25 protein-coding genes are annotated in these 26,316 nt (G+C 64.3%); 21 read left to right on the forward strand and 4 right to left on the reverse strand.

Annotation, left to right across the window (positions count from 1 at the left end; translation table 11 throughout):
• Positions 1 to 33: 33 nt before the first annotated feature.
• The 10 genes from atpB to E3T35_RS15565 all read left to right on the forward strand — a co-directional run bounded on the left by atpB (position 34) and on the right by E3T35_RS15565 (position 8,845).
• Positions 34 to 822 (forward strand): F0F1 ATP synthase subunit A, encoded by a 789-nt coding sequence (atpB, locus tag E3T35_RS15520; protein ID WP_241987822.1) that lies wholly within the window; start codon positions 34 to 36, stop codon positions 820 to 822.
• Between the two features lie 53 nt (positions 823 to 875).
• A complete protein-coding gene (atpE, locus tag E3T35_RS15525) occupies positions 876 to 1,115 on the forward strand; it encodes an ATP synthase F0 subunit C (RefSeq protein ID WP_134345972.1) in 240 nt (79 codons plus the stop codon).
• Positions 1,116 to 1,144: 29 nt separating this feature from the next.
• Positions 1,145 to 1,705, forward strand: a complete 561-nt coding sequence (locus E3T35_RS15530) for a F0F1 ATP synthase subunit B (RefSeq protein WP_104088893.1) — start codon at positions 1,145 to 1,147, stop codon at positions 1,703 to 1,705.
• A 3-nt stretch (positions 1,706 to 1,708) separates the two neighbouring features.
• Positions 1,709 to 2,506 (forward strand): F0F1 ATP synthase subunit delta, encoded by a 798-nt coding sequence (locus E3T35_RS15535; RefSeq protein WP_134345974.1) that lies wholly within the window; start codon positions 1,709 to 1,711, stop codon positions 2,504 to 2,506.
• 102 nt (positions 2,507 to 2,608) lie between these two features.
• Entirely contained in the window at positions 2,609 to 4,246 is a 1,638-nt protein-coding gene (gene atpA / locus E3T35_RS15540) for a F0F1 ATP synthase subunit alpha (RefSeq protein WP_134346056.1), read from the forward strand.
• Between the two features lie 56 nt (positions 4,247 to 4,302).
• On the forward strand, positions 4,303 to 5,205 hold the full coding sequence (locus tag E3T35_RS15545; RefSeq protein WP_092340867.1) for a F0F1 ATP synthase subunit gamma: 903 nt from the start codon (positions 4,303 to 4,305) through the stop codon (positions 5,203 to 5,205).
• Between the two features lie 17 nt (positions 5,206 to 5,222).
• Positions 5,223 to 6,686, forward strand: a complete 1,464-nt coding sequence (gene atpD / locus E3T35_RS15550; RefSeq protein ID WP_092340868.1) for a F0F1 ATP synthase subunit beta — start codon at positions 5,223 to 5,225, stop codon at positions 6,684 to 6,686.
• 2 nt (positions 6,687 to 6,688) lie between these two features.
• Positions 6,689 to 6,961, forward strand: coding sequence for a F0F1 ATP synthase subunit epsilon (locus E3T35_RS15555; protein WP_092340869.1), 273 nt, complete (start codon positions 6,689 to 6,691; stop codon positions 6,959 to 6,961).
• A 16-nt stretch (positions 6,962 to 6,977) separates the two neighbouring features.
• The gene (locus E3T35_RS15560) at positions 6,978 to 7,805 is read left to right on the forward strand and encodes a YaaA family protein (RefSeq protein WP_134379988.1); all 828 of its coding nucleotides are present in this window, start codon (positions 6,978 to 6,980) and stop codon (positions 7,803 to 7,805) included.
• A gap of 41 nt (positions 7,806 to 7,846) precedes the next feature.
• Positions 7,847 to 8,845, forward strand: a complete 999-nt coding sequence (locus E3T35_RS15565) for a malate dehydrogenase (protein ID WP_134346058.1) — start codon at positions 7,847 to 7,849, stop codon at positions 8,843 to 8,845.
• A 21-nt stretch (positions 8,846 to 8,866) separates the two neighbouring features.
• Here the strand turns inward: E3T35_RS15565 and E3T35_RS15570 are convergent, their stop codons facing one another.
• A complete protein-coding gene (locus E3T35_RS15570; protein WP_134345978.1) occupies positions 8,867 to 9,379 on the reverse strand; it encodes a methylated-DNA--[protein]-cysteine S-methyltransferase in 513 nt (170 codons plus the stop codon).
• A 113-nt stretch (positions 9,380 to 9,492) separates the two neighbouring features.
• Here E3T35_RS15570 and E3T35_RS15575 point away from each other — a divergent pair, with 113 nt between their 5' ends.
• The 4 genes from E3T35_RS15575 (at position 9,493) to E3T35_RS15590 (ending at position 15,737) form a co-directional block, all read left to right on the forward strand.
• Complete coding sequence (locus tag E3T35_RS15575; RefSeq protein WP_134345980.1) at positions 9,493 to 10,455, forward strand: aldo/keto reductase; 963 nt, start codon at positions 9,493 to 9,495, stop codon at positions 10,453 to 10,455.
• A gap of 158 nt (positions 10,456 to 10,613) precedes the next feature.
• A complete protein-coding gene (locus E3T35_RS15580) occupies positions 10,614 to 12,347 on the forward strand; it encodes an ABC transporter ATP-binding protein (RefSeq protein ID WP_134345982.1) in 1,734 nt (577 codons plus the stop codon).
• Entirely contained in the window at positions 12,344 to 14,308 is a 1,965-nt protein-coding gene (locus E3T35_RS15585) for an ABC transporter ATP-binding protein (protein WP_134345983.1), read from the forward strand. Before E3T35_RS15580 ends, E3T35_RS15585 begins: the two co-directional genes overlap by 4 nt.
• A gap of 94 nt (positions 14,309 to 14,402) precedes the next feature.
• Positions 14,403 to 15,737 carry a DUF4192 domain-containing protein gene (locus tag E3T35_RS15590; protein ID WP_134345984.1) on the forward strand — a complete coding sequence of 445 codons (1,335 nt, stop codon included), beginning with the start codon at positions 14,403 to 14,405 and terminating at the stop codon, positions 15,735 to 15,737.
• A 74-nt stretch (positions 15,738 to 15,811) separates the two neighbouring features.
• Here the strand turns inward: E3T35_RS15590 and E3T35_RS15595 are convergent, their stop codons facing one another.
• The gene (locus E3T35_RS15595) at positions 15,812 to 17,242 is read right to left on the reverse strand and encodes an aspartate aminotransferase family protein (RefSeq protein ID WP_134345986.1); all 1,431 of its coding nucleotides are present in this window, start codon (positions 17,240 to 17,242) and stop codon (positions 15,812 to 15,814) included.
• Between the two features lie 4 nt (positions 17,243 to 17,246).
• The gene (locus E3T35_RS15600) at positions 17,247 to 17,729 is read right to left on the reverse strand and encodes an Lrp/AsnC family transcriptional regulator (RefSeq protein ID WP_134345988.1); all 483 of its coding nucleotides are present in this window, start codon (positions 17,727 to 17,729) and stop codon (positions 17,247 to 17,249) included.
• A gap of 123 nt (positions 17,730 to 17,852) precedes the next feature.
• Between E3T35_RS15600 and E3T35_RS15605 the strand changes: the two genes are divergently transcribed.
• The 7 genes from E3T35_RS15605 to E3T35_RS15635 all read left to right on the forward strand — a co-directional run bounded on the left by E3T35_RS15605 (position 17,853) and on the right by E3T35_RS15635 (position 25,190).
• Positions 17,853 to 19,289, forward strand: a complete 1,437-nt coding sequence (locus tag E3T35_RS15605; RefSeq protein WP_134345990.1) for a gamma-aminobutyraldehyde dehydrogenase — start codon at positions 17,853 to 17,855, stop codon at positions 19,287 to 19,289.
• A gap of 84 nt (positions 19,290 to 19,373) precedes the next feature.
• Entirely contained in the window at positions 19,374 to 20,177 is an 804-nt protein-coding gene (locus E3T35_RS15610) for a PP2C family serine/threonine-protein phosphatase (RefSeq protein ID WP_369831299.1), read from the forward strand.
• A gap of 72 nt (positions 20,178 to 20,249) precedes the next feature.
• Positions 20,250 to 20,633, forward strand: a complete 384-nt coding sequence (locus tag E3T35_RS15615; RefSeq protein ID WP_134379990.1) for a PadR family transcriptional regulator — start codon at positions 20,250 to 20,252, stop codon at positions 20,631 to 20,633.
• A complete protein-coding gene (locus tag E3T35_RS15620) occupies positions 20,630 to 21,163 on the forward strand; it encodes a hypothetical protein (RefSeq protein ID WP_134379992.1) in 534 nt (177 codons plus the stop codon). Before E3T35_RS15615 ends, E3T35_RS15620 begins: the two co-directional genes overlap by 4 nt.
• Before the next feature lie 23 nt (positions 21,164 to 21,186).
• Positions 21,187 to 21,540: a zinc ribbon domain-containing protein YjdM gene (locus E3T35_RS15625; protein ID WP_134345993.1), complete on the forward strand. Its 354-nt coding sequence runs from the start codon at positions 21,187 to 21,189 to the stop codon at positions 21,538 to 21,540.
• 92 nt (positions 21,541 to 21,632) lie between these two features.
• On the forward strand, positions 21,633 to 22,148 hold the full coding sequence (locus E3T35_RS15630; RefSeq protein WP_241988887.1) for an FHA domain-containing protein: 516 nt from the start codon (positions 21,633 to 21,635) through the stop codon (positions 22,146 to 22,148).
• Between the two features lie 108 nt (positions 22,149 to 22,256).
• Positions 22,257 to 25,190 carry an FtsK/SpoIIIE domain-containing protein gene (locus E3T35_RS15635; protein WP_134379994.1) on the forward strand — a complete coding sequence of 978 codons (2,934 nt, stop codon included), beginning with the start codon at positions 22,257 to 22,259 and terminating at the stop codon, positions 25,188 to 25,190.
• Here E3T35_RS15635 and ald read toward each other — a convergent pair.
• Positions 25,187 to 26,302, reverse strand: coding sequence for an alanine dehydrogenase (gene ald, locus E3T35_RS15640; protein WP_134345997.1), 1,116 nt, complete (start codon positions 26,300 to 26,302; stop codon positions 25,187 to 25,189). The two genes, E3T35_RS15635 and ald, sit on opposite strands and share 4 nt — an antisense overlap.
• Positions 26,303 to 26,316: the final 14 nt, after the last annotated feature.

Genomic DNA, 26,316 nt, shown 5'->3' on the forward strand with positions numbered 1-26,316 from the left:
GAGAAAGCGCTGCTAGAAATCGCCGTAAACCTGATGGTCCCGTCTGCCACCGGCGACGGTGAATTTCATGGTCCCTCCATCAATGAGTTCTTTCCCGATGTAATTTTCTTTGCGGATACTCCGTTCGAGATCAACCGCATCATTCTGATTCGTTTCCTCGCGGTCGCGGTTTTGATGCTGGTCTTCTGGCTCGGCACCCGCCGCATGAAGATCATTCCGACCCGCGGCCAGAGCCTGGCCGAAATGGGACTCGACTTCGTTCGCGTCAACATCGCCGAAGACCTGCTCGGAAAGAAAGACGGCAAGCGTTTTCTGCCGCTTCTAACGACCATCTTCTTCATGGTGTTGTTCATGAACATCACCGGAATCATTCCGTTCCTCAACATCGCCGGCACCTCGGTGATCGGAGTGCCGCTGCTTCTCGGTGTCATCTCCTACGGAACGTTCATCTACGCCGGCGTCAAGAAGAGTCCGGCGAAGTTCTTCCGCAACTCGCTCTTCCCGCCCGGAGTTCCGCCGGCCCTGTACCTCATCGTGACGCCGATCGAATTCATCTCGACGTTCCTGGTGCGACCGGTCACCCTGACGCTCCGACTGATGATGAACATGATCGTCGGACACCTCCTGCTCGTGCTGTTCTTCAGCGCCACCCAGTTTTTCTTCTTCACTGCGGATGGCGGGTTCAAGCTCTTCGGCGCTGGCACCCTCGTCTTCGGCTTCGCCTTCACGCTCTTCGAAGTGCTGATCGCCGTCCTCCAGGCTTACATTTTTGCCCTACTCACCGCCGTCTACATCCAGCTCGCGCTGGCTGAGGAACACTAGACACTTCAGGAATCCGGCACTCGCCGAATTCACCATCACGGAAGGAAACATACGTGGACGCAACAACCGTTCTCGCGGAAATCAACGGAAACATCGCGACCGTCGGTTATGGCCTCGCAGCCATCGGCCCGGCAATCGGTGTAGGTATCGTCGTTGGCAAGACCATCGAGGGTGTCGCCCGTCAGCCCGAGCTGGCCGGCCGCCTGCAGGTGCTGATGTACATCGGTATCGCCTTCACCGAGGCGCTCGCCTTCATCGGCATCGCCACCTACTTCATCTTCACCGGCGTCTAATCCTCTTCACTAACTAGTTAGGAGGCATGATGCTTCACGCAGTAATTGCAGCCGCGACCGAAGAAGCGGCAAAGAACCCGCTCATCCCTGAGTGGTACGACATCATCTGGTCGGCGGTCTGCTTTGTCGTGATTTTGTTCTTCTTCTGGAAGCTTGTGCTGCCCAGAATGCAGAAGCTTCTTGACGACCGTGCAGAAGCCATCGAGGGCAACATCGCCAAGGCCGACGACGCCCAGCGCAAGGCTGAAGCTGCACTCGCGGCGTACACAGCCCAGCTCGCTGACGCCCGTGCCGAAGCCGGTGCCATTCGTGATCAGGCCCGCACCGACGGCCAGCGCATCGTCGCTGAGCACAAGGAGCAGGCTGCGGCCGAGGCCGGTCGCATCGCGGCCAGTGCCAAGACGCAGATCGAAGCCGAACGCCAGGCCGCCGTCGTGTCGCTTCGCAGTGAGGTCGGCACCCTTGCCATTGACCTCGCTTCGGGCGTCATCGGTGAAAGCCTGTCCGACGACGCAAAGGCCAGCGCCATCGTCGATCGTTTCCTGGCAGAACTCGAAGCCAGCGAAGCACCAGCAGCAGGAAAGATCTAGCAAATGGGAAGCGCCACCAGAGAAGCACTCGCCACGTCGAGGGCGGCCCTGTCCGTCCCGGGCGGCACGACTGATCTGGCGACGGGCGAAAGCCTGTTCGGCGCCGGTCGAGTAATCGGGTCGTCGTCCCAGCTGTTGTCAGCACTCGGCGACGCCTCAGCGGATGCTGCGGCCAAGGTCACCCTCGTACGCGCCGTTTTCGGTGCCAACGTGACGCCTCGGGCACGCGACCTGCTCGCAGCGGCCGTCTCCGAACGCTGGTCCAGCCACGACGACCTGCTCGCCGGGATCGAAGAACTGGGCCTACGGGCATCCGCCCTCTCTACTCCGGCCGGAACGTCGATCGAGGGCGAGCTCTTCGCCTTCGGTAAGACGGTGTCCTCGGACGCTGAGCTGGAGCTGGCCCTGGCCAGCAAGCTCGGCAAGCCTGGCGCCAAGGCAGCCCTGGTCGAAAAGCTGCTGGCCGGCAAAGTCTCCGGTCAGACGCTCGCCATTGTTCGTCACCTGGTGCAGCAGCCTCGCGGCCGCCGCATCGGCGAACTGCTGCGACACGCAGCAGCAGTCGTCGCGGACGAGTCCGGCACGTCGATCGCCACCATCACGTCGGCGAGCGTTCTCACGGCCGATCAGCTCGCTCGCTTGCAGAAGAACCTCCAGTTGCGTCACGGACGAGCACTCACCATCAACCAGGTCGTTGACCCGGAATTGGTCGGCGGAGTGCGCGTGCAAATCGGCGACCTGGTCATCGATGGCAGCATTGCAACCCGCCTGGCAGATTTGAGACTCCAGCTCGCTCGCTGAGTCACCTCAGCAGCACCAAAAACCCAGCAGTACCAGATGACTCAGGGCGGCAGCGTCCTCGAACAGACAGAACCTGTACTTTCGTACAGAAAAGGGAAGATGATGGCAGAACTAACGATCAGCCCCGATGAGATCCGTGGCGCTCTCCAGGACTTCGTGAAGTCCTACGAGCCGAACAAGACATCAACGACCGAGGTCGGCTACGTCACCACGGCCGGCGACGGTATCGCCCACGTTGAGGGCTTGCCCGGCGTGATGGCGAACGAGCTCATCAAATTCGCCGATGGCACCCTGGGCCTGGCCCAGAACCTCGACGAAGACGAGATCGGCGTCGTCGTACTCGGCGAGTTCGGCGGCATCGTTGAGGGCATGGAGGTGCACCGCACCGGCGAGGTTCTCTCTGTTCCGGTCGGCGACGGCTACCTCGGCCGTGTTGTCGATCCGCTCGGCGCCCCCATCGACGGACTCGGCGACATTGCGACCGAAGGACGTCGTGCCCTCGAGCTGCAGGCCCCCGGCGTCATGAGCCGCAAGTCGGTTCATGAGCCGATGCAGACCGGCATCAAGGCCATCGACGCCATGATCCCGATCGGCCGCGGCCAGCGTCAGCTGATCATCGGTGACCGCCAGACCGGCAAGACCGCGATCGCCATCGACACCATCATCAACCAGAAGGCCAACTGGGAGTCCGGCGACAGCAACAAGCAGGTTCGTTGCATCTATGTCGCCATCGGCCAGAAGGGCTCCACCATCGCTTCGGTGAAGGGTGCGCTCGAGGATGCCGGAGCGATGGAGTACACCACCATCGTCGCCGCTCCCGCCTCTGACCCGGCCGGCTTCAAGTACCTCGCCCCGTACACCGGCTCCGCCATCGGCCAGCACTGGATGTACGCCGGCAAGCACGTTCTCATCGTCTTCGATGACCTGTCCAAGCAGGCCGAGGCCTACCGTGCCGTGTCGCTGCTGCTGCGTCGTCCGCCGGGACGCGAAGCGTACCCCGGAGACGTGTTCTACCTGCACTCCCGCCTGCTCGAGCGTTGCGCCAAGCTGTCCGACGAGCTCGGCGCCGGATCAATGACCGGTCTCCCGATCATCGAGACCAAGGCCAACGACGTTGCCGCATACATCCCCACCAACGTGATCTCGATCACCGACGGCCAGATCTTCCTGCAGTCCGACCTGTTCAACGCCAACCAGCGTCCGGCAGTCGACGTCGGCATCTCGGTCTCCCGCGTCGGTGGCGACGCTCAGGTCAAGTCGATCAAGAAGGTCTCCGGAACGCTCAAGCTCGAGCTGGCCCAATACCGTTCGCTCGAAGCCTTCGCCATGTTCGCCTCCGACCTCGACGCGGCCAGCCGCCGTCAGCTCGCCCGCGGCGCCCGCCTCACCGAACTGCTGCGCCAGCCGCAGTACTCGCCGTACCCCGTTGAGGACCAGGTCGTTTCGATCTGGGCCGGCATCAACGGCAAGCTCGACGAAGTTCCGGTTCCCGACGTGCTGCGCTTCGAACGCGAACTGCTCGACTTCCTCGGTCGCAACACCGAGGTTCTCAAGACCCTGCGTGAGACGAACGTTCTCTCCGACGATACCGTCACCGCTCTCACGGCCGGTGTCGACAAGTTCAAGCTCGAGTTCCAGACCGGCGAGGGCAAGCCGCTCGCCTCGGTCAGCAAAGAAAAGTTTGAAGCCATCGCAGTTGAAGACGTCAACCAGGAAAAGATCGTCAAGCACCGCCGCTAGTCGATACGACTTGCAGCAACTGACGACGCCAAACTGAAAGACAAGGAAGCAGACACATGGGAGCGCAACTTCGGGTCTACCGGCAGAAGATCAAGTCTGCCCAGACGACCAAGAAGATCACTCGGGCCATGGAGCTGATCTCCGCCTCGCGCATCCAGAAAGCGCAGGCGCGAGTCGCTGCGTCAACCCCGTATTCGCGAGCGGTCACCCGCGCCGTATCGGCCGTGGCCACGTACTCCAACGTGGAACACGTGCTCACAACCGAACCGGAGACGATCAGCCGTGCTGCGGTGGTCATCTTCGCTTCGGACCGTGGCCTGGCGGGTGCCTTCAGCTCACAGGTGTTGCGTGAGGCAGAGTCGCTCAGCGAACTGCTGCGCAGCCAGGGCAAGGACATCGTCTACTTCCTGGTCGGCCGTAAGGCCATCGCCTACTTCAGTTTTCGGGGCCGCGCGTCGGAGCGAATCTGGACCGGCGGCACCGACCAGCCGCAGTTCGAGACTGCCAAGGAAATCGGCGAGGCCCTGCTGGAGTCGTTCCTGCGGGACGCTTCCGACGGCGGCGTCGACGAGATTCACATCGTTTACAACCGTTTCGTGAGCATGGTCACCCAAGTGCCAGAGGTCGTTCGACTGTTGCCCCTCGAAGTTGTCGAGGGTGTGGAAGAACCAGGCGACAACAAGGTTCTCCCGCTCTACGAGTTCGAGCCCGACGTCGAAACGGTTTTGGACAGCCTCCTCCCGGTGTACATCGAGAGTCGTCTGTTCAACGCGATGCTGCAGTCGGCGGCATCTGAACATGCAAGCCGCCAGAAGGCAATGAAGTCGGCCAGCGACAACGCCGACAAGCTGATCACGGACTACACCCGCCTGTCCAACAACGCGCGGCAATCCGAGATCACCCAGCAGATTTCCGAGATCGTGGGTGGAGCCGATGCGCTCTCATCCGCCAAGAAGTAACCAGAGAAGAGAGAGCAATGACTGACACCGCAACCGCGCCAGTCCGCGCGGAGGATACGGCCGGTTCTGTTGGCCGCATCGCCCGTGTCACGGGCCCCGTTGTCGACATCGAGTTTCCGCACGACTCGATCCCCGGCATCTACAACGCCCTGAAGACCACGATCACCATCGGCGACGAGTCGAACGAGATCACCCTCGAGGTTGCCCTGCACCTTGGTGACGACCTGGTTCGTGCCATCGCGCTCAACCCGACCGACGGACTTGTCCGCGGCCAGGAAGTGCGCGACACCGGCAGCCCCATCACGGTGCCGGTTGGAAACGTCACCAAGGGCAAGGTCTTCAACGTCATCGGCGATGTCCTCAACGCCAAGCCGGGCGAGAAGATCGAGATCACCGAGCGCTGGCCCATCCACCGCAAGCCGCCGGCTTTCGACCAGCTCGAGTCCAAGACTCAACTGTTCGAAACCGGCATCAAGGTTATCGACCTTCTCACGCCGTACGTTCTCGGTGGAAAGATCGGCCTGTTCGGTGGTGCCGGAGTCGGCAAGACCGTACTCATCCAGGAAATGATCCAGCGCGTTGCGCAGGACCACGGTGGAGTATCAGTGTTCGCCGGAGTCGGCGAACGAACCCGTGAGGGCAACGACCTCATCGCCGAGATGGAGGAAGCCGGCGTCTTCGACAAGACCGCCCTGGTCTTCGGCCAGATGGACGAGCCGCCGGGAACGCGTCTGCGTGTCGCGCTCTCCGCCCTCACCATGGCTGAGTACTTCCGCGACGTGGAGAAGCAAGACGTGTTGCTCTTCATCGACAACATCTTCCGCTTCACCCAGGCCGGTTCCGAGGTGTCGACCCTGCTGGGCCGGATGCCTTCCGCAGTGGGCTACCAGCCGAACCTGGCTGACGAGATGGGCATCCTGCAGGAGCGCATCACCTCGACCCGTGGCCACTCGATCACCTCGCTTCAGGCGATCTACGTTCCCGCCGACGACTACACCGACCCGGCACCGGCGACCACCTTCGCCCACCTCGACGCGACCACCGAGCTGTCTCGTGAAATCGCGTCGAAGGGCCTGTACCCGGCCGTCGACCCGCTCACCTCGACCAGCCGTATCCTCGACCCCCGCTACCTGGGTGCCGATCACTACAACACGGCCGTACGCGTCAAGGCGATTCTGCAGAAGAACAAGGAACTCCAGGAGATCATCGCGATCCTCGGTGTTGACGAGCTCTCTGAAGAAGACAAGGTCACAGTTTCGCGTGCCCGTCGTATTCAGCAGTTCCTCTCCCAGAACACCTACATGGCGAAGAAGTTCACCGGTGTCGAGGGTTCCACTGTTCCGCTCAAGGACACCATTGAGTCGTTCACGGCAATCGCCAACGGTGACTTCGACCACGTAGCTGAGCAGGCTTTCTTCAACGTCGGTGGCATCAACGACGTCGAAGAGAAGTGGGCTCAGATTCAGAAGGAGAACGACTAAGCATGGCAAAGTCGCTGTCCGTCAGCGTTGTCTCGGCCGACCACCAGGTGTGGACGGGCGAGGCGACGATGGTTGTCGCCAAGACCGTCGAGGGCGAGATTGGCATCTTGGCCGGTCACGAACCGATGTTGGCGATCCTGGCCGTGGGTGACGTTCGTCTCACCCTGCCTGATGGCTCCAAAGTTCTGGCCCAGGCCGAGGATGGATTCCTGTCGGTGGACAACGACATGGTCACCATCGTGGCGCGCAAGGCTGAACTCGTGGGTTCCAAATAACCCGTCTGAACCGCCAGTGCTGATACTGCTTCCGCCGTCGGAGACGAAACGCTCCGGCGGCGAAGCTGTACCCCTGGACTGGACCACACTCGCTTATTCGGCCCTGACCGCGAAACGTCGGGTACTCGCGCGGGCCCTGGTCGCCCTGGCGCGGCATCCCGAGGCCGCCCGTACCGCCCTTAAACTGGGCCGCACCCAGCTGTTTGAAATCGACCGCAACCGTGAGCTGATGACGTCGCCGACGCTGCCGGTGATCGACCGCTACACCGGGGTGCTCTTCGACGGGCTGGATGCTGCCACCCTGTCGGCCGCGCAGCGCCAGTTCGCGCACGCCCACCTGGTCGTACATTCCGCACTGCTCGGCCCGCTCGCCGCCCTCGACCCCATTCCGGCGTACCGGCTGTCGCACGATTCACGAGTGCCGAACGTGACCCTGGCCAGCCACACGCTCAAACAGCACTGGAGTGCCGCGGTGGCTACGGTCCTCAGCCAGACCGGCGGACTGCTGCTCGACCTGCGATCCGAGGCCTATGTGGCGCTAGGAGCGAAGCCCGTGCGGCCGGATTCGCTGTACCTGCGGGTGGTCGCTGATTCCGGAGACGGGCAGAAGCGTGCCCTGAACCACTTCAACAAGAAATCCAAGGGCGAATTCACGCGCGCCCTGCTTCAACACGAACACGACTTCACGACGGCGAGTGAACTGATCGACTGGGCCCAATCGGTCGGAATTCGCCTCGGTCAGGGCGCACCCGGCGAACTGGAGCTCGTCGTTGAACAACACCTCGCTGCGGCCGGCCGGCCGGCCGCATCCACGATCTATTCTGGGGTTAGGCTGGGCGCGTGAGTACAGACGCCAGCACCTTTTCCCCAGCGGTCAACGTTCCCATTCTTCGGCAACCGGTTAATGTCACCGTCACTGGAGCCGGCGGACAGATTGGCTATGCGCTGTTGTTTCGCATTGCCGCTGGCGCCTTGCTGGGACCGACGACGCCGATCCGCCTCACCCTGCTGGAAATACCCCAGGGGCTGAAAGCCGCGGAGGGCACCGCGCTCGAACTCGAGGACTGTGCCTTCGGCCTGCTGCGCGGGGTAACGGTCACCGATGACCCCACGGTGGCGTTCGACGGAGTAAACATTGCGCTTCTGGTCGGCTCCCGCCCGCGAGGACCGGGCATGGAACGTGCCGACCTGCTGGGCGCCAACGGTCGCATCTTCGGGCCGCAGGGTGCGGCCATCAACGCCGGCGCCGCCGACGACGTGCGCGTGCTCGTGGTGGGCAACCCCGCCAATACGAATGCCCTCATCGCGGCCGCGCACGCGCCCGACGTGCCGAGTGACCGCTTCACCGCCATGACCAGGCTCGACCACAACCGCGCCGTCCGGCAATTGGCCAACCACCTTGACGTGGCCGTCGGGGCGATTCACGGATTGACCGTGTGGGGAAACCACTCGGCGACTCAATACCCGGATGTCTTCCACGCGACCGCCCAGGGTCGAGCGGTGAGTGATCTGGTCGACGAGCAGTGGCTCGCGGAGACGTTCATTCCGCGCGTCGCTCAGCGCGGGTCGGAGATCATCGCCGTGCGGGGCGGCTCCTCGGTCGCCTCCGCCGCCAACGCGGCCATCGACCACGTCGGAGACTGGGTCACCGGCCGCGGCACGGATTGGACCAGCGCCGGGGTAGTCTCCGATGGCTCGTACGACGTTCCGCCCGGACTGGTCTGCTCGTTTCCGGTGCGCTCCGTTGATGGGCAGTGGCGCATCGTGACCGGGCTGGAACACGGCGAATTCTCGCGCAGACGAATCGCGGCTTCTGTTGCCGAACTCGTGGAGGAGCGCGACGCGGTACGGGCCCTCGGCCTGCTGCCACTCGGCCGCCGCTGAAACCGCGGCCTCACGGGTCGGTTACCGGTGTGCGATGCCCTCGTGGCTGAGCAGCCAGGCCTTGGTCGGGATGCCCTCTCCTGCGCTGTAGCCGGTGATCTGGCCACTGGTCGCGAGCACTCGGTGGCAGCCGATGATGATCGGCACCGGATTCGCGCCAACGGCCCCACCGATGGCGCGGCCCGATCCGGGCCGTCCAATGTCGTTGCCGAGCGCACCATACGAGATGACATCGCCGAATGTGAGGCTGGCCAGCCTCGCCCAGACGCTGCGCTGAAATTCGGTGCCGCGGGTGAGGTGCACGGGCAGGTCGAACGTCTGCCGGGTTCCGGCGAAGTACTCGCCGAGCTGTTCGGCCGCCCGTTGCAATACTGCGGACGGCGCCTCTGGGGTCGCGTCGAGCGGCAGCTGGCCGTCGGTTTCGATGGAGAGGGAAAGGATGCCCTCATCGTCGGCGGTGAGTTCGAGCCGGCCGATCGGGCTGGGGAGGCGGAGTAGGTGCGCGGGAGTGAGTGCAGTCGGGATGCTGTCCATGATTCGACTGTAGCTGCCACCCTCGGCGTCGCCTCGCGGGTTTCGGACATCGGTGCACAACCGCCGAGTACCTTCTCCTGTGCAGGAGGTGGCTGCGCCCCTAGTCTGTAGGGATGGCTCAAATTGAATATCGCAGACTTGGCTCATCCGGATTGACCGTCTCGACGATCGGGCTCGGGTGCAACAATTTCGGGCGCACCGGGACCGCGTCAGAAACCCAGGACGGCACGACGGCGGTTATCGATGCTGCCTTCGAAGCCGGGGTGACGCTGTTCGACACCGCCGATATCTACGGTGCCGAGCGTGGCCTCAGCGAAACGCTCATGGGGCACTCGCTGCGCGGCAAGCGCGACCAGATCGTGCTCGCCTCGAAATTCGGCATGGACATGGGCGGCCTGAACGGTCCGGACTGGGGCGCGCGGGGCTCACGCCGGTACATCCGCTTGGCCGTCGAGGCATCGCTGCGTCGGCTGCAGACCGACTGGATCGACCTCTACCAGCTGCACGTTCCCGACCCGTCAACACCCATCGAAGAGACGCTGTCCACCCTGCACGACCTCATCACCGAGGGCAAGATCCGTTACATTGGTCACTCCAACCTGGCTGGGTGGCAGATCGCCGAGGCCGACTTCACCGCTCGCATGAACGGGCACCCAGCGTTCATTTCAAGCCAGAACGAATACAGTCTGCTCGTGCGCGATGTCGAAGACGAGGTATTGCCGGCGGTGAACGCCTTCGGTCTCGGGTTTCTGCCCTTCTTCCCGCTCTACAACGGCTTGTTCACCGGCAAATTCTCTCGCTCGGGCGGGCCGGCCGACAGCCGCATCATGATGATCAGGCGCCATCTCGCCGACGATGCCCCGTGGGACGTGATCGAGCAGTATCAGGAATGGTGCGACGCGCGCGGCGTGACCATGCTGGCGGCGACGTTCGCCTGGCTTCTGGCCCAGCCGGGCCTGACCAGCGTTATCGCCGGCGCCACCAAGCCCGAGCAGATTCGACAAAACGCGGACGCGGCGACGTCGTGGCAGCCGTCGGTCGATGAAGTTGCCTACATTTCAAACCTTTTCGCCTGAACGCAGCAGGTGAAGTCGGCGCACGAGTCGGTGCTTTCTGCGCAGAGCGCAATATTTTTAGTCGACGACGTGCCGGTAAGAGTGCACTATTGCTTCAGTGGTTGCTGCGCCCGACCCATCCGGTCGGGCGGGCATCCGTCTTTTAATAGGAGAACTTCGTGCTGTGGTCCTTGCTCGTGCGTTACCTGCGCCCATACTGGCAACTGCTTCTAGGGGTGATCGTCTTTCAACTGGCCCAGTCGATCGCCTCGCTCTTTCTGCCCACCCTCAACGCTGACATCATCGATGAGGGTGTGGCAACCGGTGACTCCGGCTACATTCTGCGCGTGGGCGGCCTCATGCTGCTGATCACCCTCGCCCAGATCATCTGCGCGATCGTGGCCGTGTACTTCGGAGCCAAAGTCGCCATGAAGGTTGGCCGTGACCTGCGCGGGGCCGTGTTCAGCCGGGTCGGTGAATTCTCGGAACAAGAAGTCACCCGGTTCGGGGCGCCCTCACTCATCACCCGCTCCACCAACGACGTGCAGCAGGTGCAGATGCTCGTGCTGACCACCTGCACCCTGCTGGTCTCCGCACCCATCCTCAGCATCGGCGGTGTGATCATGGCGATCCGCCAGGACGTGCAACTGTCCTGGCTCATCGCGGTGAGCGTGCCGATTCTCCTCATCGGGGTCGGCCTCATCGTCGTGAAAATGGTGCCGCTGTTCCGCAAGATGCAGATCCGCATCGACACCGTCAACCGGGTGCTGCGGGAGCAGCTCACCGGCATCCGTGTGGTGCGCGCGTTTGTGCGGGAGACGCAAGAGGTGGCACGGTTCGCCCAGGCCAACCGGGACGTCACCGAGGTAGCACTCAGCTCCGGGCGCCTGATGGCGCTCATGTTTCCCATCGTGATGCTCGTGCTCAACGTCTCGAGCGTCGCCGTCATCTGGTTCGGCGCGTTCCGCATTGAAGACGGATCGATGCAGGTGGGCACGCTCATCGCGTTCCTCAGCTATCTCATGCAGATTCTCATGGCCGTCATGATGGCCACGTTCATGGCCGTCATGATTCCGCGCGCGGCCGTGTCGGCGGACCGCATCGGTGAGGTTCTCGCCACCGAATCGAGCGTCGTACCGCCGGCCAACCCGGTGAACGCAACGGTCGGTCAGGGCGAACTCGAACTGCTCGACGTGGGCTTCGCTTACCCGGGCGCGGAACAACCCGTGCTGCGCAACGTGAGTTTCATCGCCCGGCACGGCGAGACCACCGCGATCATCGGCAGTACCGGCAGCGGAAAGACCACCCTGGTGAACCTGCTGCCGCGGCTGTTCGACGCGACCAGCGGCTCCGTGCTGGTCGACGGCGTCAACGTGCGCGAGCTGAACCCCGACCTGCTCTGGGGCCACATCGGCCTTGTACCGCAAAAGCCGTACCTGTTCTCCGGAACGGTGCGCAGCAACCTGCTCTACGGCAAACCCGACGCGAGCGAAGACGAACTCTGGCAGGCCCTCACGATCGCGCAGGCCCGGGACTTCGTCACCGAAATGGATGGCGGGCTCGACGCCAAGATTGCGCAGGGCGGCACCAACGTATCGGGCGGTCAGCGCCAACGCCTCGCCATCGCGCGCGCCCTGGTGAAACGGCCGGAGTTGTACATCTTCGACGACTCGTTCTCAGCCCTCGACCTCGCCACGGATGCCCGACTGCGGCTCGCCCTCAAGCAGAGCACCGATGGCGCCACCATGGTCATCGTCGCCCAGCGGGTGTCGAGCATCATCGACGCCGACCAGATCCTCGTGCTCGAAGACGGCCGTATCGTCGGCCGCGGAACCCACGAGCAGCTGCTCGACTCGAACACCACGTACCAGGAAATTGTGTCATCCCAGCTCACCGCGGAGGAAGCAGCATGAGCGAGACTCACGCCGACGACAAGCCGGCTCCGCGTCCGCAGCGCGGAGGCGGCCCGTTCGGCGGTATGAGTCTGCCGGCCGAGAAGTCGATGAACTTCACCGCGTCGGGCAAGCGCCTGCTCGGCAAGTTGCGCCCCGAGCGCCTCTGGCTGATGCTCGTGCTGGTCCTCGCTGTGATCAGCGTGACCTTCTCGGTGCTGGGCCCGCGCCTGCTCGGTGAGGGCACCAACCTGATCTTCTCCGGCATCGTGTCGAAGTCCCTGCCGAGCGGCAGCAGCCAGGCCGACGTGATCGCGGGGCTGCGGGCATCCGGCAACAGTACCCAGGCCGACATGCTCAGCGGCATGACGCTGACCCCGGGCCTCGGCATCGACTTTGCCATGCTCTCCACCGTGCTGTTCTGGGCGCTCGCACTCTACGTACTGTCGAGTGTGTTCAGCTGGATGCAGGCGTATGTGCTGAACGGTATCGTGCAGCGCACGGTGTATCGACTGCGGGAGGAGATTGAGGCGAAGATCAACCGCCTGCCGCTGAGCTACTTCGACAAGAAGCCGCGCGGTGAACTTCTCAGCCGGGTCACCAACGACGTCGACAACATCTCGCAGAGCCTGCAACAGTCGCTCAGCCAGGTGGTGACGAGCCTCCTGACGGTGATCGGCGTGATCGTGATGATGCTCATCCTCTCGCCGCTACTGGCTCTGATCGCCCTCGTGACGGTGCCGCTCACGCTGGTGATCACGGCGTTCATCGCCAAGCGTTCGCAGAAACTGTTCGTGGCCCAGTGGGCCAACACCGGCGAGCTGAACGGTCAGATCGAGGAGACGTTCACCGGCCACGCCCTGGTCAAGGTGTTCGGCCGCCAAAAGGAGGTCGACGCCCGGTTCAAGCAGAAGAATGATGACCTGTACGACGCCAGTTTCGGTGCCCAGTTCATCAGCGGCATGATCATGCCGGCGATGACCTTCATCGGCAACCTCGTCTATGTCGCCATCGCTGTTGTGGGAGGCCTGCAGGTGGCTTCGGGTGCCATGCAGCTCGGCGACGTGCAGGCATTTATTCAGTACTCCCGTCAGTTCACCCAGCCGCTCGCGCAACTCGGGTCGATGGCGAACCTGCTGCAGTCGGGTGTCGCATCCGCTGAACGCGTGTTCGACCTGCTCGACGCCGACGAACAGAGTGAAGACCCCGATCCGGCCGAGACCCCAATAGAGGTGCACGGCCGTCTCGTCTTCGAGAACGTGTCGTTCCGGTACACCGAGGACAAGCCGCTGATCGAAGAACTGAGCCTCGTGGCTGAGCCCGGGCAGACCATTGCCATCGTTGGCCCGACCGGAGCCGGTAAGACCACACTGGTGAACCTCATGATGCGGTTCTACGAGATCGACTCCGGGCGCATCGTGCTCGACGGAGTCGACGTGGCCACCATGACCCGGCACGACCTGCGCAGCCGCATGGGCATGGTGCTGCAGGACACCTGGCTGTTCGGTGGCACGATCCGCGACAACATCGCCTACGGTCGACCGGATGCGACGGAGCAGGATATTCTCGCAGCCGCCACCGCGACCTACGTCGATCGGTTCGTGCACTCGCTGCCCGACGGGTATGACACCGTGCTCGACGATCAGGGCAGCAACGTGAGTGCCGGTGAAATGCAGCTGCTCACCATCGCGCGGGCGTTCCTGGCGAAGCCGAGCGTGCTCATCCTCGACGAGGCGACCAGCTCGGTGGACACCCGCACCGAGGTGCTGGTGCAGAAGGCGATGGGCGCCCTGCGGGCTGAGCGCACGAGCTTCGTCATCGCGCATCGGCTCTCGACTATTCGGGACGCCGACCTGATTCTGGTGATGGAATCGGGGCGCATCGTGGAGCAGGGCAACCACGTGCAGCTGCTCGCCGCCAACGGTGCCTACCAGGCGCTGTACGCCGCACAGTTCGCCGCGCCCGTCGCCGACGAGGTGTAGCCCCAGCTCCTCCCCAACCCGTCGCCTGCCCGTGTCATCCCCAGATTCGGGCAGGCACCGGCGGCGGTGCGGACCGCGCTGGCACAGTGGCGGCATGCATCCCACCATTGTCAAAGCCCAGAAGGCTCAGGACTTTCTGGCACTCGTTCCCCAGCTGCTCGGTTTCGTTGCCGAGTCCAGCGCCGTTCTGGTGGCGTTTCGTGGCAACCGCACCTGCGGCGCGCTGCGTTTCAACCTGCCCGACGACGGCGCACCCCACAAGGTATACAAGCGCATTGCGACGACCCTCGCCGGAATGCTGTGCAAGATCCCCGGAGTCGACGCCGTCGTCCCGGTGATCTACACCGATGATTCCTTCAACGATGCAGTCGGCATTCCGCGCGAACAGTTCGCCGAGATTCTGAATCGGCGACTCGAGCTGAGCGGATTTCTGCTGCGTGATTCCCTGTGCGTTGCAGCGGATGCCTGGGGCAGCTACCTCGACCCGGACTGCCCGGCCGCCGGGCACCCACTCAGCGATATCACGGAGTCACCGATTTTCGAGGCGGTGCCCCCGGAGGCCGCGCCCGACTTGCCACGCCCGCTGGGCACACTGCAGACCGGCGCTGACCCGATCGGTGTCAACCTGGCGACCAAGGAACGCCTGGCCCGCCTCTACCGGCGGTATCGGCATCTGCTCGCGCGGGGCGAGAACACTCCGCAGCTGTTCGCCGCCCTCAGCGTTGCGCTCGACCCGGTAGCGATTGCCGAGGACGCGCTGACCTGGCCGAACCCACCCACCGAGGAAAACGCCGCAGCGCTGCTCGTGCTCGTGCAGTCCCCGCCGAACCGCGACCAGATCATGGTGCAATTCGCGTTCGGGCGTGAGGAAGGCGTGCGCGCCCACGAAATCAACCGGCGGTACGCGCAGCTCCAGTACGAAACCGGGCGAAGCCTTGACGACCTGGTGGCCGCAGAGATCGACTCGGGCGACCCAACCGCCGAACACACCGGTGACATCATGCTCGGCCTGCAGACGGAACGACCCGACGTAGACCGCATTCGCATCGCGATCACCCTGCTCCGCACCGTCGTCGCCATGGCGCCGCGTTCGGCGAGACCGGCGCCGCTGTGCATGCTGGCGTGGCTGTCCTGGGCGCTCGGCAGTGGGTCTGTGGCCGGATTCTTCGTCGACCAGGCACTCGCCATCGACTCGCAGTACAGCATGGCCACCCTGCTTAACCTGCTGCTCACGTCTGGGCATCTGCCGGAATGGGCGTTCGCAGTGCCGCGCGGTGACGACGACGACGCGGCGGGCGAGGGCTACGAAAACGATGAGGACTTCGGCGAAGACGCTGCGCTCAGCGACGATGCCGTGTGGTTCTTCGAAGGCGAGAACGAGGAGTACGACGACGCCGACGATGACGACGCGCGGGCAGCTGACGGATGACGCGGGTGCAGCACGACCTGACCCGGTCTCGCATCCGTTTGAATGCCAGACCAGGCCGCCGGTTGCGAGGCGCACTAGATGTACTTCGGAGCCTCCGACAGCACGCCGTGCAGAATCTCGCCGATCTCGGCGAATTCCGTTGGGCCCACGGTCAGCGGGGGAGCGAGTTGGATGACCGGGTCGCCGCGGTCGTCGGCGCGGCAGTACAGGCCGGCTTCGTAGAGCGCCTTCGACAGGTACCCGCGCAGCAGACGCTCGGACTCTTCGTCGTTGAAGGTTTCCTTGGTGCCTTTGTCCTTGACCAGTTCGATGCCGAAGAAGTAACCGGCACCACGCACGTCACCGACGATCGGCAGGTCGAGCAATTTCTCCAGTTCCTTGCGGAACAGCGGCGAATTCTCGCGAACGTTCTCGTTGAGCTTTTCCTCTTCGAAGATGTCGAGGTTGGCCAGGGCAACCGCCGAGGAGACCGGGTGGCCGCCGAAGGTGTAGCCGTGGTAGAACGTCGTGTCGCCGTGTTTGAACGGTTCGTAGATGCGGTCGCTGACGATGGTCGCGCCGATGGGCGAGTATCCGCTGGTCATGCCCTTGGCACAGGTGATCATGTCGGGCTGGATGTCATAGGTCGTCGAGGCGAACATGTTGCCGATGCGGCCGAATGCTGTGATGACCTCGTCGGCGACCAGGAGCACGTCGTACTTGTCGCAGATTTCTCGCACGCGCTTGAAGTAGCCGGGGGGCGGCGGGAAGCAGCCGCCGGAGTTCTGTACCGGCTCCAGGAAGACAGCCGCAACGGTTTCGGGGCCCTCGAACTCAATCATCTCTTCGATGCGGTTCGCGGCCCATTGGCCGAACACCTCGAGGTTGTTGCCGAGGCCGAGGCCAGGGCTCATCTCGTCGGCCCGATAGAAGTTTGTGTTGGGAACGCGAAAACCGCCCGGGGTGACCGGTTCGAACATCTCCTTCATCGCCGGGATGCCGGTGATGGCCAGCGCTCCCTGCGGGGTGCCGTGGTAGGCAACGTTACGGGAGATGACCTTGTGCTTGGTCGGGCGCCCCATCAGCTTCCAGTAGTACTTGGCGAGCTTGAATGCGGTCTCCACGGCTTCACCGCCCCCGGTGGAGTAGAACACGCGGTTGAGGTCACCCGGGGCGTAGCTGGCGAGCCGGTCGGCGAGTTCGATCGCGTTCGGGTGGGCGTAGGACCAGATCGGGAAGAAGGCGAGTTCTTCGGCCTGCTTGGCGGCGACCTCGGCGAGACGCTTGCGGCCGTGGCCGGCGTTGACCGTGAACAGACCGCTCAGGCCGTCGATGTACTTCTTGCCCTTGGAATCCCAGATCTGATGGCCCTGGCCCTTGACGATGATGGGAACTCCAGCGCCGGATTCCATCACCGACTGACGGGAGAAGTGCATCCAGAGGTGATCCTTGGCCTTTTGCTGCAGCTCGGCGTTGTGCGCGTCGCTGTACGCGGTCGGTGAATCGATGGGTGTGGTGAGAGTCATTTTTTTACCGTGTTCCCCAGTTATAGAACTGTTTGTGGAGTTTGAGATAAACGAACGTCTCGGTGGAGAGGACTCCATCGAGATTGCGGATCTTGGAGTTGAGCAGTTCGAGCAGTTCGTCGTCGTCTTCGCAGACGACCTCGGCAAGAATGTCAAAGGTGCCGGCCGTGAGCACGACGTAGTCCACGGCATCGATCTCGGCCAGCTGCTCGGCCAGTATGCGGGTATCGGCCGACGCGCGAATTCCGATCATGGCCTGGCGAAAGAAGCCCAGCTGCATCGGGTCCGTCACGGCGACGACCTGCATGACGCCCGAGTCAGTGAGCTTCTGCACCCGTTGACGCACGGCCGCCTCGCTGAGACCGACGGCTTTGCCGATCTCTGCGTACGACCGACGTCCGTCGGCCTGCAGCTGTTCGATGATCTTTTTCGACACATCGTCGAGCTGGGCCAGCTTGGGCGAGTGACCGCGCTTTTGTCCATTCATGCATCGATTGTGTCAGTCAAAATGCACTTCGGCAAGCGAATCCGTCGCACATTATGCAAATCACTGCGGATTTCATTTGTGAATCTGGGTGCATCTCACATTGAAATAGGTACACTGGGCCGCATGAGTGCCCCCGAACTACGTAACTTTATCAACGGCCGGTACGTCGACTCCACCGCGACGGATCGGTTCGACCTCATCGACCCTGCTACCGAAGCGATCTACGGAAGCAGCCCGGTGTCGACCGCGGCAGATGTTGATACGGCCTACCGGGCCGCGGCATCCGCTTTTGAAATCTGGGGCGAGAGTACCCCGGCCGTGCGGCAGCTCGCGCTGTTTCGCATAGCGGACGCGATTGAGGCGCGTGCCGAGGAATTCGCCGATGCCGAGTCGCTCGATACCGGCAAGCCGCGCTCGACCCTGGTGGACGACGAGATTTTGCTTTCGGTCGACCAGATTCGCTTCTTCGCCGGCGCCGCGCGCAACCTCGAAGGGCGTGCGGCCGGCGAGTATATGACGGACCACACCTCGTTCATTCGGCGTGAGCCGATCGGTGTCGTCGGCCAGGTCACTCCGTGGAATTACCCGTTGAACATGGCGGTCTGGAAGTTCGCGCCCGCGCTCGCCGCCGGTAATACCACTGTGCTCAAGCCCTCGGACACCACCCCGAGTGCGACGCTGCTGCTCGCCGAGGTCGCGGCGGAATTTTTGCCGGCCGGCGTGCTCAACGTGATCACCGGGGACCGCGCCACCGGTGCCGCGATGGTCGATCACAAGATCCCGCAACTCGTCTCGATCACCGGTTCGGTGCGAGCCGGAATGGCCGTTGCGGAGGCTGCGTCACACGACCTCAAGCGGGTGCACCTGGAATTGGGCGGCAAGGCGCCGGTGATCGTGTTTGACGACGCCGATATCGAGCTCGCCGTTGCCGGGATCGTCGCCGCCGGCTTCTTCAACGCCGGCCAAGACTGCACCGCGGCTACCCGGTTGCTCGTGCAGGGCGGCATCCACGACGAATTCGTCGCAGCGCTCGCCGCCTATGCCAGGGATAATGCCCGTACGGGTGCCCCGAGCGAGCAGGGAATCCTGTTCGGACCGGTCAACAATGTCAACCAGCTCGCCCAGGTGTCCGGCTTCATCGACCGGCTGCCCGACCACGCCGTGCTCGAACTCGGCGGACACCGGGTCGGGAGCACCGGGTATTTTCATGAAGCGACCATTGTCAGTGGCCTCAAGCAGACGGATGAGGCGGTGCAGCAGGAGATCTTCGGCCCGATGATGACCGTGCAGCGCTTCACCGATGAGTCCGAGGCGTTGCGTTGGGCGAACGACGTGCAGTACGGTCTGGCCTCGTCGGTGTGGACGCGCGATCACGGTCGTGCGATGCGTTTCGCCAAGCATCTGGACTTCGGTTGCGTCTGGATCAACACACACATCCCCATCGTCGCCGAGATGCCACACGGCGGTTTCAAACACTCCGGCTATGGCAAGGACCTCTCGATGTACGGGTTCGAGGATTACACCCGGATCAAGCACGTGATGAGCTACATCGGACACTAGGCGGTGCGGTGGCGCCAAGCGGTGACGTTATTATGGTCCAAGTCCTTCGGCGAACGTTGGAACCACACTCGGAAGGCACCACCCGTGACCCAGATAGGTCAAGGTTCGACCGAATTTCGTGTCGAACTGCCCAGCGTTGCAACGACGTTAACGCTGGCGTGGGCAGTCCTGACCGATGTCGGTCATCGCCGTGAGGTGAACGAAGACAGCCTGCTCGCCCTACCGCCGCTGTTCGCCGTCGCTGACGGCATGGGCGGTCACTCGGCCGGTGACGTCGCCAGCGCTGCCGTGGTGACCCGGCTCGCCGAACTTTCCGGAACCCTCGTGGCCGAGGCCGGTTCGATCGACCGGGCGCTCGCGCTCGCGGTCGAGGATATGGCGCAGGGGGTCGGCGTCACCGACCAGGGCACCGGAACCACGGTGACCGGTGTCGCGTTGGCCCTGGTCTCGGATGCGGTCAGCTGGATCGTCTACAACATCGGTGACTCTCGGGTGTACCAGCTGACTGACGGTGTGCTCGAGCAGGTCACGAATGACCACTCGGTCGTGCAGGAACTCGTCGACGCTGGGCGCATCACCCGGGAAGAGGCCGACGTTCACCCGCACGGCAACATCATCACGCGCGCCGTCGGCTTTCACGAACCACCGATTCCCGACTACCGCATCCTGCCGATTCAGGCCGGCATGCGCATTCTGGTCTGCTCCGACGGGCTCACTAAGGAGCTCACGTCCTACGGCATCCGGCATTTCCTGCTCGAGAAGAAGCTGGCAGCGGATGCCGTCGCCGCGATGGTTGAGGCGGCCCTCGACAATGGCGGTCGCGACAATGTCACCGCAATCGTGGTCGATGTGCTCGCGGTCGAGCCCTACGAGGTGCCAGAGACCTGAGGTGAGCACAGCGCGTTAGCGGGCGTGCGCAGCTATTAGGCATTACCTACTACCTGTCGTAAGGTAGTAGCTATGGCCCAGCCACCGAGTACTCCGGCCGTGCCACAAGACGCGCAGTCCCTGCGTGGGGTGCTGCCCATGCTCATTCTGAGCCAGCTGCAGTCTGCCGAGTCGTACGGTTACGAACTCGTTGTTCGGCTGCAGAACATCGGCCTTCGAGACCTCGCGACCGGCACGGTCTATCCGGTGCTGTCGCGCCTGGAACAGGACGGCTCGCTCACCAGCCGCCTGGTGGCATCCACTGCGGGCCCGGCGCGCAAGTATTACTCGCTGAGCGCGGCGGGGGAGGCGGCCCTCGTGCTCGCCACGGCGCGCTGGCACTCCCTGACGGCGATCGTGCAGACGGGCCTCGGCGTCACCCCCACAGAAGCCTTAGCCGGAGAGGATCAGAAATGAACACGCAAACCATCGAGGCCAGATCTTCCTTCGGAGTCTGGCGTCGACGCGAGTCCTATTTGTTCCGGCTCGACCTCTGGCTGGAAGAGTCCCTGTCGTCGCGCGAGCGCCGATCGATCCTGCGCGAGATTCGCGACAACATCACGGTGGATGCCGCAGCCCGCGGCATCGACGCTGCCCTCGACTCGCTCGGCTCACCCCGCACCCTGGCCCGAAGTTTCGCCGAAACCGGCCGCGGCAGCCGGCCCTCCTGGAATCGGGCGATCTATTGGTTCACCGGCCTGCTGCTGCTCTGGTGGACCCTGGCCTTCACCTACACGGCCGGTATGCTCTCGGCCCTACTGGACAGCGGAGCCGAGTCGGCCGAGTCGTACTTTCTCGGGCTGCCGGTATCGGCGTTTAACCGGGATTCCGGAATTGGGATCGGCTGGGAAGCCTCCTCTGTCGTCGCCTACATTCCGCTGATGGTCATGGTCGCTGCGGCCATCGTCGCCGGGCGGCTCTGGCGCGTGCGGGTCGGCCGCCGATAGTCGCAAAGCATCAGTCGCGTATTATGGAACGAGTGAATGAGACCCTGCCCAAGTGCCCTGAATGTTCCAGCGACCTGACCTACGAAATGGGTGCCCTGCTGGTGTGCCCGCTCTGCGCCCACGAGTGGTCGAACGAGCCGGTCGAGGAAGAGCAGGAAGCCCAGGTCAAAGACGCGTTCGGAACCGTGCTGACCGACGGTGACACCGTGTCGATCATCAAAGACCTCAAGGTCAAGGGCCAGGCGTTGTCGATCAAGGTCGGAACTAAGGTGCGCAACATTCGCCTCGTTGACCCGGTCGACGGTCACGACATCGACTGCAAGGTCGATGGTTTCGGATTCATGCAGCTCAAATCCAGCGTGGTCAAGAAGGTCTAGGCCGAGTGATCGTGACGTGTCAGATTTGCGGGGCCTGGTTGCCAGTCGGGGCCATGTTCTGCGGCGAATGCGGCAGTTCCCGCACAGCCACCGTGGAATCGCGCAAGCGCCCGGACCCTCGCCCGAACGACACGACGATCATTGCGCGCCTGCCGCGCGCGCCCGTCGTCATCTCCGTATCGATTCCCGCTGAGGTGCCGGCTCCGGTGCGGGCCGTGGCTGTCGTGAGCGCTGCACCGTCTGCATCACGGGCCGCGCTCCCCGCCGCAGTGATGCCGACCCGGGCGACCTTCGTGTTGACCTTCAGCACCGGCCAGCGAGTATCCGTGCAGGGCTCCGGCCTGATCGGCCGTAAACCCCTGGCCCAACCCGATGAGATTTTCGACGAACTCATACGGGTAGCGGATGCCGACCGCTCGGTCTCCAAGACTCACCTCGAGTTCGGCCAGCACGACGGTGAGTTCTGGGTCAGCGACCGCGTCTCGGGCAACGGCACGGTGATTCGCCGCCCCGGTGAAACGGCCGAGGCGCTCGAACCGGGGCGACGGTACGTTCTTCCGCGCGGCACCCGGGTAGAGATCGCCGACCAGTCCTTCAGCATCAGTTGAGTGCCGATCAGTTGAGTCGCCTCCTCCACAGCTACGCACCACCTGCGATCGTGCACCGATAGCCCCGTCGAGGATCTTCCTCGGTCAGCATTCTGGTCTGCTGGTGGCGTGTCCACCGTCGATGAAACCCTCGCGCTGCCACCCGCGCCAGCTAGTCTGCCTCCGGCGGGATTCCCCCTGCTCGCCAGCGTGGCGCCCCTGGTTGCTGCCGGGCTGATCTGGATGATCACCGGCTCGGCTTTCGCGCTGATCTTCGCCGTTCTCAGCCCGATCATCGCGGTGGCCAGCATGTTCGATTCCAAGCGCTCGGGTGGCAAACGCCGCCGGGCTGAATCGGCCGCTCACGCCGAAGCCCTGGCGCTGCTGCGTACGGTCATCACCGACCGCCAGTCCCGCTGGCGTGACGAGGCCTGGCAGCACACCCCATCAGCCCGAAATATTGTGCGGGGGTGTGCTGCTGCCGCGCGCTGGCGGCAAACGGATGCCACGCTTGTCGCGCTGGGCGTCGGCCCGGCCCCGAGTGGTATCCGACTGGGCGGTGCGAGCGCCCCAAACGAGCACCGGGAACTTCGGGAGTGGGCCTCGACCGTCACCGGCGCTCCGGTCGTCGTCGACCTGACGCCCGGACTCGGTATCGTCGGACCGATGCCGCTCGCAGCGGGCGTTGCCCGCGCCGTGCTCGTGCAACTGTGTTTCGCTCTGCCGCCGACCGACCTTGGCGTCACAATCACCACCGACGCTCAGGCCACCGACTGGGCCTGGGCGGCGCAGCTGCCGCAGGCCGGAGTAACGCCGCGACGGCTCACGCTACTGCTGCGAACGGCCACCTCCGTGCATCCGCTGGGAGACGAACCCGATCGCGGGCGGCTGCTCCTGGCCGTGGCAACGCGGCTCGAGGACCTGCCCCCAGGCTGCGGAACGGTCGTGCGCATCGCTGGGCCGACCAGGGCGCAGATCATTCGTGCGCCCAATCGCGCGCCGCCCCTCGACTTTTGCCCGGAGCTGCTCGCCCAAGCTGAGGCGATCGACTTCGCGGTGGCCCTCACCGAGCAGGCCCGTGCCGCCGGGATGGCAATGGAATCCGGGGCGCTCCCGACCACGCTCACCCTGGCGGAACTGCTCGAAGACGGTACCGATGCCCCGGCAATCACCGGCGGGACAGCTCCGCCGAGCCTCGACTGCCCGATCGGTGTCGGCCGAGACGGGCCGGTGCACGTTGACCTGGTGCGATCCGGGCCGCACGCCGTGGTCGGCGGAACTACCGGCAGCGGCAAGAGCGAGCTCCTGACCACCTGGGTGGCAGCTCTGGCCGCGACCTATTCGCCGGGCCAGGTGAACTTTCTGCTGGTCGATTTCAAGGGCGGCGCGGCTTTTCAACCGCTGGCTCGGCTGCCGCACTGCGTTGGCCTCATCACCGACCTCGACGCGGCCACGGCGACCCGGGCCCTGGCCAGCCTGGGAGCAGAACTTCGCTACCGGGAGCGCACCCTCAGTTCGGCCGGGGCACGGGACGTGACCGACGTGCGCCTGACGCATCCGCTGCCCCGGCTGGTCATTGTCGTCGATGAATTCGCCACCATGCTCGGGCTGTTTCCCGAGCTGCACGCCCTCTTTGTCGACATTGCCGCGCGCGGACGGTCGCTCGGTGTGCACCTCATCCTCTGTACCCAACGACCGGCCGGGGTGGTGCGAGACGCCCTGCTGGCCAACTGCAGCCTGCGCCTGTCCTTGCGGGTGAACAACCGTGCCGACAGCCAGGCGGTGATCGGCACGGATGCTGCGGCCGAATTGGCACCGAATCAGCCTGGACGGTGCCTGATCGCCACCGAAACCGGAGAACCGGTGCTCTGCCAGGTCGCGACGACCCGGGAACTCGACATCGCTGGCATCGCTGCCGCGGCATTGTCGACACCGTCGGCAGCGGGCGGATTCGTCCCGAGGCGGCCTTGGCTCGATGCGCTCCCGCCGGTGGTCACGGCGGCCGACCTGGCGAGCGCGGCGGCGGCATCTGGCTTTCCGCTGGGGTTGCTCGACGAACCCGAGCGTCAACGGTACCGCGTGTTCGCCTACGACCCCCAGGTCGACGGGCATCTGCTCGTCGTCGGCGGGGCCGGTTCGGGTAAATCCGCCCTGCTGCACACACTGGCTGAGGCAGTTGCCGGTGCGGCCGAAACTCACACCGGGGTCCACCTCGTCACCGCCGACGTCGAATCGGCCTGGGATACCCTTGCGAGCTTCAGCACCAGCGTGGAAACCGGGCAGCAGACTGCGGGCTCACCCCGGTTGATACTGTTCGACGATTTTGATTCCGTCTGCGCTCGCTGGCAGCCCGACCACCGGCTCGCCGCCGTCGACCTGCTCGTCGGCCTGCTGCGGGACGGCCCGGCAGCGGGGGTAAACGTCGTTGTTGCCGTACAACGGCACACCAGCGTGGTTCCCGGGCTGGCTGCACTCTGCCAGAGCTCCCTGCTGTTGAAACTGCCGAGCGTGCAGGACCACCTCGCGGCCGGTGGGCAATCGGCCAGCTATACCGCCGCGCTGCCGCCGGGCGGGGGAGTCTGGCGCGGTCTGCGCGTGCAACTGCTGGCTCCGACTGCGGCACCGGTCGTACCGCCAGCCAGGCTGCCTGATGCGCTGACCACTGGTGGCCCGCTCCTGATCGTGTCATCGTCGCCGACGAGCGCCGCCACCCGCCTGCGCACCGTCCTCGGCGCGCCGGTTCTAGAACTGGCGGGAACAAGCGGGCCGGCGGCATCCGCTCTGCTAGTTTCCGGAGAGGCAGGCCAGACGGACGCCGCCGGTCACCTGATCGTCGTCGGTGACGCCGAATCCTGGCAGACGCACTGGACGTTGCTGGCCCGGCTACGGGTTCCAACGGCCAACAACACGGCGGCCAGCCTGGTCTTCGACCGGTGCAGCCTGTCGGATTTTCGGCTGATCAGCCATCGCCGGGAGTTACCGCCGCCGTTGGCGCCCGGGCGCGGGCGGGTCTGGGTGTTGCACCCGAACGGCGAGGTGACCAGGGCGATGCTCCCCGATTAGACCAGCACTTCGGCGACGGGCTGGTGTGGCAACCCGTGGGCGAGCGCCACGGGGGCACTGGTCAGCCGCCCGGCGAAGGTATTGAGCCCCTGGGCCAGGGCGGAATCCGCGCGCAACGCATTGACCCAGCCGAGCGTCGCGAGTGCGCGCACGTAGGGCAGGGTCGCATTCGTTAGAGCATAGGTGGAGGTGTGCGGCACCGCGCCGGGCATGTTCGCGACGCAGTAGAACAGCGACCGGTGCACGGTGAAGGTGGGGTCGGCGTGCGTGGTGGGATGACTGTCGGCAAAGCAACCGCCCTGGTCGACGGCGATATCCACAAGCACGCTGCCCGGCTTCATACGCGACACGAGCTCGTTACTGACCAGTTTCGGGGCCTTGGCGCCTGGAATGAGAACCGAACCGATGACCAGGTCGGCTTCGACGACGGCCTTGTCGATCTCAAAGCTGTTCGAGGCGATGGTTTTGACCCGCCCGAAGTGCAGGGCATCGATCTCGCGCAGCCGGAACAGGTTGGTGTCGAGCACGGTCACCTCGGCGCCGAGCCCGAGCGACACCTGCATCGCGGCCGTGCCGGCCACCCCGCCGCCGAGCACAGCGATCTTTGCCGGGTGAGTGCCAGGGACGCCGGGCACCAGCAGGCCGGGGCCGCCATTCGGCTTTAGCATGGCATTGGCCCCCACGATCGGCGCGAGGCGGCCGGCGACCTCACTCATCGGCGCCAACAACGGCAGAGCCCGCGAGGGCAACTGCACGGTCTCGTAGGCGATCGCGGTGACTCCGCTGCCGAGCAGGGCCCGGGTCAGCTCGGGTTCTGCGGCGAGATGCAGGTAGGTGAACAGCACCAGGTCGGCGCGAAAATAGCCGTACTCGCTGTCGACGGGTTCCTTGACCTTGAGCAGCAGGTCGGCGGCCGCCCAGATGCTCGCTGCGTCCGGCAGAATCGTCGCGCCGGCCGCGACATACTGCTCATCGCTGATGGAGGAACCGACTCCCGCGCCGGACTGCACGAGCACGTCGTGACCGTGCAGCACGAGGTCGTACACCCCCGCCGGGGTGATCGCGACCCGAAACTCATTGTTCTTGATCTCGGTGGGAATGGCGATCCTCATGGTGTTCCTCTCTC

Origin of the sequence: Cryobacterium sp. TMT1-2-2, from assembly GCF_004403505.1 — a bacterium.
GTDB classification, from domain to species: Bacteria; Actinomycetota; Actinomycetes; order Actinomycetales; family Microbacteriaceae; genus Cryobacterium; species Cryobacterium flavum.

What these genes read in the sequence shown, in the direction of transcription:
- atpB (WP_241987822.1), top strand. Translation starts at nt 34, where the DNA reads ATGGTCCCGTCTGCCACCGGCGACGGTGAATTTCATGGTCCCTCCATC.
- E3T35_RS15530 (WP_104088893.1), top strand. Translation starts at nt 1,145, where the DNA reads ATGCTTCACGCAGTAATTGCAGCCGCGACCGAAGAAGCGGCAAAGAAC.
- E3T35_RS15535 (WP_134345974.1), top strand. Translation starts at nt 1,709, where the DNA reads ATGGGAAGCGCCACCAGAGAAGCACTCGCCACGTCGAGGGCGGCCCTG.
- atpA (WP_134346056.1), top strand. Translation starts at nt 2,609, where the DNA reads ATGGCAGAACTAACGATCAGCCCCGATGAGATCCGTGGCGCTCTCCAG.
- E3T35_RS15545 (WP_092340867.1), top strand. Translation starts at nt 4,303, where the DNA reads ATGGGAGCGCAACTTCGGGTCTACCGGCAGAAGATCAAGTCTGCCCAG.
- atpD (WP_092340868.1), top strand. Translation starts at nt 5,223, where the DNA reads ATGACTGACACCGCAACCGCGCCAGTCCGCGCGGAGGATACGGCCGGT.
- E3T35_RS15555 (WP_092340869.1), top strand. Translation starts at nt 6,689, where the DNA reads ATGGCAAAGTCGCTGTCCGTCAGCGTTGTCTCGGCCGACCACCAGGTG.
- E3T35_RS15570 (WP_134345978.1), bottom strand. Translation starts at nt 9,379, where the DNA reads ATGGACAGCATCCCGACTGCACTCACTCCCGCGCACCTACTCCGCCTC.
- E3T35_RS15575 (WP_134345980.1), top strand. Translation starts at nt 9,493, where the DNA reads ATGGCTCAAATTGAATATCGCAGACTTGGCTCATCCGGATTGACCGTC.
- E3T35_RS15585 (WP_134345983.1), top strand. Translation starts at nt 12,344, where the DNA reads ATGAGCGAGACTCACGCCGACGACAAGCCGGCTCCGCGTCCGCAGCGC.
- E3T35_RS15590 (WP_134345984.1), top strand. Translation starts at nt 14,403, where the DNA reads ATGCATCCCACCATTGTCAAAGCCCAGAAGGCTCAGGACTTTCTGGCA.
- E3T35_RS15595 (WP_134345986.1), bottom strand. Translation starts at nt 17,242, where the DNA reads ATGACTCTCACCACACCCATCGATTCACCGACCGCGTACAGCGACGCG.
- E3T35_RS15600 (WP_134345988.1), bottom strand. Translation starts at nt 17,729, where the DNA reads ATGAATGGACAAAAGCGCGGTCACTCGCCCAAGCTGGCCCAGCTCGAC.
- E3T35_RS15605 (WP_134345990.1), top strand. Translation starts at nt 17,853, where the DNA reads ATGAGTGCCCCCGAACTACGTAACTTTATCAACGGCCGGTACGTCGAC.
- E3T35_RS15615 (WP_134379990.1), top strand. Translation starts at nt 20,250, where the DNA reads ATGGCCCAGCCACCGAGTACTCCGGCCGTGCCACAAGACGCGCAGTCC.
- E3T35_RS15620 (WP_134379992.1), top strand. Translation starts at nt 20,630, where the DNA reads ATGAACACGCAAACCATCGAGGCCAGATCTTCCTTCGGAGTCTGGCGT.
- E3T35_RS15625 (WP_134345993.1), top strand. Translation starts at nt 21,187, where the DNA reads ATGGAACGAGTGAATGAGACCCTGCCCAAGTGCCCTGAATGTTCCAGC.
- ald (WP_134345997.1), bottom strand. Translation starts at nt 26,302, where the DNA reads ATGAGGATCGCCATTCCCACCGAGATCAAGAACAATGAGTTTCGGGTC.